Origin of the sequence: Oceanicella sp. SM1341 (genome assembly GCF_003448965.1) — a bacterium.
In the GTDB taxonomy this organism is placed as follows: domain Bacteria; phylum Pseudomonadota; class Alphaproteobacteria; order Rhodobacterales; family Rhodobacteraceae; genus Paroceanicella.
In genome coordinates this window covers 99517-105561 of the sequence record NZ_QRGC01000019.1, presented here as the reverse complement: position 1 = coordinate 105561, position 6045 = coordinate 99517, and the positions used below count along the sequence as shown (strand labels likewise).

Genomic DNA, 6045 nt, shown 5'->3' with positions numbered 1-6045 from the left:
GAGCGCATCCGCGCCGAGGCCACGCGCCTTGCCCGCCACCCCGCCTTCCGCGCCGCGCGCGAGCCGGGGGAGGCGCCCACGCCCGCCGGGCTCGCCTCCCTCGCCTGGCCCGACCGCATCGGCCTGCGCCGGCGCGGCGACGACCCGCGCTATCTCCTTTCCGGCGGCAAGGGCGCGGTGCTCGACGCCGCCGACCCGCTCGCCGCGCAGCGCATGCTCGTGGCGCTCGACCTCGACGGCGACCAGCGCGAGGCGCGCATCCGCCTCGCCGCCGCCTTCTCCGAGGCCGAGGCCAAGGCCCTGCACCCCGACATGCTGGCCGAGGTCGATGTCTGCGACTGGTCGCGGCGCGAGCGCGCGGTGGTGGCGCGCAGCCGCTCCATGCTCGGCGCGCTGGTGCTGGAGGACCGGGTGTGGCGCGACGTGCCGCAGGCCGCCGTCGCCGCCGCGATGCGCGAGGGCATCGCCCGCGATCTCGGCCTCGAGGCGCTGAACTGGTCGAAACCGGCCCGGCTGCTCGCCGCCCGGGTGGAGTTCCTGCGCGGGCAGGGGGCGGAAATGCCGGACATGAGCCCCGAGGGCCTGCTCGCCAGCCTCTCCGACTGGCTGGAGCCGCACCTGGGTCGGGCGCGCCGGGCGGCGGACCTCGGGCGCATCGACCTGCTCGGCCCGCTGGAAAGCCTGCTCGACTGGGAGGCCCGCCAGGCGCTCGACCGGCTGGCGCCCGCGCATATCACCGCGCCCACCGGCACGAAGCTGGCGGTGGACTGGTCGGGCGAGCAGCCCTCGGTGTCGGTGCGGCTGCAGGAGATGTTCGGCCTCACCGAACACCCGGTGATCGGGCCGAAGCGGCTGCCGCTGCAGCTCGAACTGCTCTCGCCCGCCGGCCGCCCGGTGCAGGTGACCGCCGATCTCCCCGGCTTCTGGGCCCGCTCCTATGCCGACGTGCGCAAGGACATGCGCGGCCGCTACCCCCGCCATCCCTGGCCCGAGGACCCCACCGAGGCCGAGCCCACCCTCCGCGCCAAGCCCCGCGGCACCTGAGCCGCCGCGCGCGGGCCCCGGGGCAGCCGGAGATGCGAGCCGGATGGCCGGCACCCGCCGCCTCGCCTAGCCCCGGGGCATGAGATGAGCCGGGCGCCCGACGAGACAGGTGCGGGCACCGGGACGCGAAGGGCATGCATCGGCGCCCGACATGCGGTGGGTCCGGGGCGCCGGGCCGGCCTGGTGAAGCTCCGGGGGGGGGGGTGAAAACCGGCCGTGGAGGCCGTGCGAATGCCGCCGTTGGCCTTGCGGTCCGAGCGGCGAAGGCCACCGAGCGGAGCCACCCGGGCGAGACACCCCTGGCATCGGCGCCGGCGCGCCGGGGGCGTGCTTTCCGCAGGATCGGGTGACAGCGCGGGGCCGCGCGCGCGGGCGGCCGGGTGGTTCAGCCGTGATGCGGAACTCCCGCCGCGGCGGCGAGGGGTTCAGCGCCGGGGGCCGGGCGCCGAGGGGGTCATCGCGTCGCGGCGGGAACCAGGCGGTGGCGCAGCCATACCGCGCCGCCCTCCAGCACCTCGGCGGAGACCAGCTCCAGCCCGGTGGGGACGGTGGCCCCGGCGTGGTCGTAGATGGCGCCGATGCCGCGCGCGCCGTCGAGCACGGGGAAGACGATGGTGCTGGTCTGGTCGATCAGCCCCGCGGCGAGGAAGGCGCCGTTGAGCGTGCCACCGCCCTCGAGCAGCAGCCGGCTCACGCCGAAGGTTTCCGCGATGCGCGTGAGCGCGCCGCCGAGATCCTCGCCTTCCGGGCCGGAGAAGAACACCGAAACCCCCGCCGCCGCCAGCCGCTCGACATGCGTGTCCGCCACCCGGCCCGAGACGACGACCACCAGGTGGTCTCCCTCCAGGGTGCCGCCGGCGGGCGCGAGCCGGCCGTTGCGGTCGAAACAGATGGCGAGCGACCGGCCCTCGGCCGCTGCCGGCCTGTCCGCGCGGCCCGGCGTGGCGGGGCCGGTGCGGGGCGCGGCGGCGGGAAGGTAGTGTTCCATCGTGCGGCGGCCGACGATCCAGCCGCCGGCGCCGAGCCTGGCGGCAACGCTGTCGTAGCATTGCACCACCACCTCCTCGGGCACGTTCCAGCGCTCGGCGGCCAGCCGGCCGTCGAGCGAGGCGATCATGTGGCAGAGGATTTCCGGGCGGGGCATGCGGCCTCCCTTCGCTGGCGCCGGCCGGCGGATGCGGCCGTTCCCCGCGGCGGCAGGTCGGCCGGCCGCCGCGGGCAGGTGGCGGCGTCCCCTCCGCGGTGGGGGAGGGCGCCGCGGGGACTGGCTCAGCCCTGGTAGTCGGCGTCGGAGACCTTCTCCATCCAGGTGACGGGGGTGCCGTCGATGCTCTCCTGGATCGCGATATGGCTCATCGCCGTCTCGGGGCTCGCGCCGTGCCAGTGCTTCTCGCCGGCCGGGAACCACACGATGTCGCCCTGGCTGATCTCCTCGATCGGGCCGCCCTCGCGCTGCACCCGGCCGCGGCCGAAGGTCACGATGAGGGTCTGACCGGCGGGGTGGGTATGCCAGGCGGTGCGCGCGCCGGGCTCGAAGGTCACGTGGGCGCCGCTGGTGCGCCCCGGCTCCTCGGCCGAGAACAGCGGGTCGACCCGCACCGTGCCGGTGAAATAGTCCGCGGGTCCTGCTGCCGAGGGGTTGCTGCCCGAACGGATGATCTTCATGGGTCTTCTCCTTGCAGTGGGTCGCGCGGCTGAGGCCGCGCGGCGTCGTGATCCGCGCGGCCTCAGCCGCGCAGCTTCGAAAATCGGTAGGTGAGCGCCGCCCCGCCCGGCTGGCCGTAGGCAAGCTCGGCCGTCACCATGGCGAAGGGCTCGACGAAGCGCGCCCCGCGCAAGCCGCCCGCGGCCAGCGGCTCGAACCCGAGGTCGCGGATGAGCGCGCCGGCCACCCCGGCGGCGGCGCTGTCGTCCGCGCAGGTGAGCACCTGGGGAGCGGGGCCGCTGCCCCTGGCCCGGAAGGCGGGCGCGAAGCATTCCGAGGGCACCGTGTTGAGGCAGGACACCCAGCGCGCGGCGGGGCGGCGGCGGGCCAGTTCCTCGGCGCCGGAGGTGGTGGTGCCCAGCACCAGCTCGCGGTCGGCGGTGTCGAGCGGCACGCAGCAGTTGAGCACGATCCGGCCGTCGAGCGGCCCGGCCTGGTCCAGCACGTCCCCGATGCGCGACCAGTGCACGGCGAGCAGCAGCACCTCGCAGGCGGCGACCGTTCCGGCCACGCTGTCGCTGTTGCCGCCGCACCCGGCCGCGAGGCGCTCCAGCTTCGCGGGGCTGCGCGCGTAGGAGAAGGTGACGCGGTGGCCACAGGCGGCCCAGATCGTGCCGATCGCGGCGCCCATCCGGCCCGAGCCCAGAATGCCGATCTCCATCACCTGCTCCTCGGGCAGAAGGCCCGGCGACGCCTGCGTGACGCCGCCGGGCGCCACATCAGTTCTCGCGGCTCTCGAACACGTCGCGGGCCACCGGCAGCGCGGAGAACACCCGGGGCCAGCCGGCGTAGAAGGCCAGGTGCGAGAGCATGGCGCCGGCCTCCTCGCGGGTGAGGCCGTTGTCCATCGCGCGGTTGAGGTGGAAGGTCATCTGCTCGGGCTGGCCGGCCGCGATCAGCGCCGCCACGGTCACCATGCTGCGATCGCGCGGCGCGAGGTCGGGGCGCAGCCAGAGGTCGAGGAACAGCATCTGCTCGGTGTTGTCGACCACGCCCTGGCTCACGGCGGAGTAGTTGCCGGACACGTTCTCCTGGCGGGCGGCCTCGGCCTCCTCGTCGAGGGGCAGCAGCTCGGGCTGGGCGCCCGGCAGGTCTGCGGCGGCGATGCCGCGCTCCTCGAACACCGGCGCCATGGCCTCGGCCGCGGCGGTGGCGTTGCCCCAGCCGGTGTAGAAGGCGAGGTGGGTGATGGTCTCCGACAGCTCCGCCGGGGTCACGCCCGCGTCGAGCGCCAGCTCGGTGAAGGTGGCGAGGTTCTGCGTCTCGTGGCGGGTGGTGAGCGCGGCGAAGGTGACCAGGGCACGGTCGCGCGTGGAGAGCTCCTCACCGGCCCAGACCTTGCCGAAGAGCCCGTTCTCCGAATAGGCCTGCAGCGCCGGGGCCACGCGGCCGACGGCGTCGGGCAGGGTGGTGCCGACCTCCTGTGCCGAGGCGGCGCCGGCGGCGAAGACGAGAGCCGAAGCGGCGAGATGTCGTTTCATCAGTAAACTCCCCTGTGTGGATGCCGGTGGCAGTGCCACTGATGTGGCGTCCGGGGGCCGCGAGTTAATGCCCCGATGCCGAAGCCACTCATGAGCCCGGCTCAGCAATCCTCAGGCTTTTTCGCGCAGCGCATCCAGCACCACCTCGAAGGCCGAGGAGGGGCGCTGGCGGCTGGGGTAGTAGAGATGAAACCCCGGAAAGCGCGGGCAGTAGGCGTCGAGGCAGGTGGTGAGCGCGCCGGAGGCGATGTCCTCGGCCGCGAGGCGCTCGGGCACGAGGGCGAGGCCGTGGCCGTCGCGCGCGGCGCGCAGCACCGGGTGGATGGTGTTGAAGCAGGTCTGGCCCTGCACCCGCACCCGGATCTCGTGGCCCTCGGCGTCCTCGAACTCCCAGGCATAGAGCGCACCGTGGGTGGAGAGGCGCAGGTTGACGCAGGAGTGGCCGGTGAGCTCCTGCGGGGTCTGCGGCACGCCGTGCCGGGCGAAATGCTCCGGCGTGCCGACGCAGATCATCCGCTCGTCCGGGCCGATGCGCATGGAGATCATGCCCTCGCTCACCTGCTCGCCGTAGCGCACGCCGGCGTCGCACTGGGCGGTGGCGAGGTCGGTGTAGCCGTAATCCATCACCAGCTCGATGTTCACGTCCGGATATTGCTTGAGCAGCGGCGAGAGCCTGGGCCAGAGCAGGGTGTCGATGGCGTATTCGGTCGAGACGATGCGCACCTTGCCGCGCGGCTGGGCGCGGGTGTCGTTGAGCGCGCGCAGCCGGGCCTCGATGGTCTCGAAGCAGGGGGTCAGCGTCGCCAGCAGGTCCTCGCCCTCCAGCGTCGGGGCGACGGAGCGGGTGGTGCGGGTGAGCAGCCGGATGCCGAGCCGCTTCTCCAGGGCCTTGATGGTGTGGCTGAGGGCCGATTGCGACACGTTCAGCCGGGCTGCGGCCCGCGTGAAGCTGCGTTCCTCGGCGACGGCCGCGAGCGCGATGAGGTCGTTGATGTTCTCTCTGAGCATCCGGGAAGCCTCGTGCTGACGGTCGGAGGTCATGTCAGGTCTCCACGGAGATATAGCTGCCGATGGCGCGTCGGCCAATGGCATTGCGGCGGCCATGCGGGCGGCGGGCCGCCGGAACGGCGGCGCGTCCGGCCTGATGCGGGCGCGCTCCGGCGCGCCGGAGGCGGGCGGAACCCCGGCCCCGGCGCTGCGACGGGCGCAGGCCGCGGGCGCGGGGCCGGGCTCAGCCCGGGCTCACTCGGAGGCGAACTCCTCGTCGGTCACGTGCGCGCCCCAGGTGACGGCCGAGCCGTCGACCACCTGCTGCACGGCGTAGTGGGTCACGGGGGTGGTGTCGGTCGCGCCATGCCAGTGCTCGACACCCGGCGGGCACCAGACCACGTCGCCCGGGCGCATCACGATCTTCTCGCCGCCGCGCTCCTGCACCCAGCCGATGCCGGAGGTGACGATGAGCTTCTGCCCGGCGGGGTGCGTGTGCCAGGCCGAGCGCGCGCCGGGCAGGAAGGTCACCTCACCGGCGCTGACCGAGCCCATGTCCGGGGCGAAGACCGGCGCGACCACGACGGTGCCGGTGAAATACTCCGGGTTGCCGGACTCGGCGCTGCGGGTCTCGGCCCGGGTGATCTCCATGGACTGGGCGAAGGCGGCAGGCGCTGCGGCGATGAGGGCGATGGCGGTGAATGTGCGTAGCATGGGTCGTCTCCGTTGGTGAAGAGGCGGCCGTCCGGCCAGAACGGGGGATGTCCCCCGCCCCTCCATAAGCTGGGCGCGGGGAGCGGCGGGACAATGCGCGCACACCGGAAGGGC

At 74.0% G+C, this 6045-nt stretch carries 7 protein-coding genes; 1 reads left to right on the top strand and 6 read right to left on the bottom strand.

Going from position 1 to position 6045, the window contains the following annotated elements:
* The coding region (locus tag D3P35_RS16815) for an ATP-dependent helicase C-terminal domain-containing protein (protein ID WP_304481860.1) at positions 1–1044 on the top strand (1044 nt) is incomplete at its 5' end.
* Positions 1045–1498: 454 nt separating this feature from the next.
* Here the strand turns inward: D3P35_RS16815 and D3P35_RS16810 are convergent.
* From D3P35_RS16810 to D3P35_RS16785, 6 genes are all read right to left on the bottom strand, one after another.
* The gene (locus D3P35_RS16810; RefSeq protein WP_118135902.1) at positions 1499–2188 is read right to left on the bottom strand and encodes a dihydrofolate reductase family protein; all 690 of its coding nucleotides are present in this window, start codon (positions 2186–2188) and stop codon (positions 1499–1501) included.
* 125 nt (positions 2189–2313) lie between these two features.
* Entirely contained in the window at positions 2314–2709 is a 396-nt protein-coding gene (locus tag D3P35_RS16805; protein ID WP_118135901.1) for a cupin domain-containing protein, read from the bottom strand.
* 62 nt (positions 2710–2771) lie between these two features.
* The gene (locus D3P35_RS16800; RefSeq protein ID WP_118135909.1) at positions 2772–3410 is read right to left on the bottom strand and encodes an NADPH-dependent F420 reductase; all 639 of its coding nucleotides are present in this window, start codon (positions 3408–3410) and stop codon (positions 2772–2774) included.
* Positions 3411–3468: 58 nt separating this feature from the next.
* Complete coding sequence (locus D3P35_RS16795; protein WP_118135900.1) at positions 3469–4230, bottom strand: carboxymuconolactone decarboxylase family protein; 762 nt, start codon at positions 4228–4230, stop codon at positions 3469–3471.
* A gap of 111 nt (positions 4231–4341) precedes the next feature.
* Positions 4342–5271, bottom strand: coding sequence for a LysR family transcriptional regulator (locus D3P35_RS16790; protein WP_232830528.1), 930 nt, complete (start codon positions 5269–5271; stop codon positions 4342–4344).
* Positions 5272–5472: 201 nt separating this feature from the next.
* A complete protein-coding gene (locus D3P35_RS16785) occupies positions 5473–5931 on the bottom strand; it encodes a cupin domain-containing protein (protein WP_232830527.1) in 459 nt (152 codons plus the stop codon).
* Positions 5932–6045 lie beyond the last annotated feature (114 nt).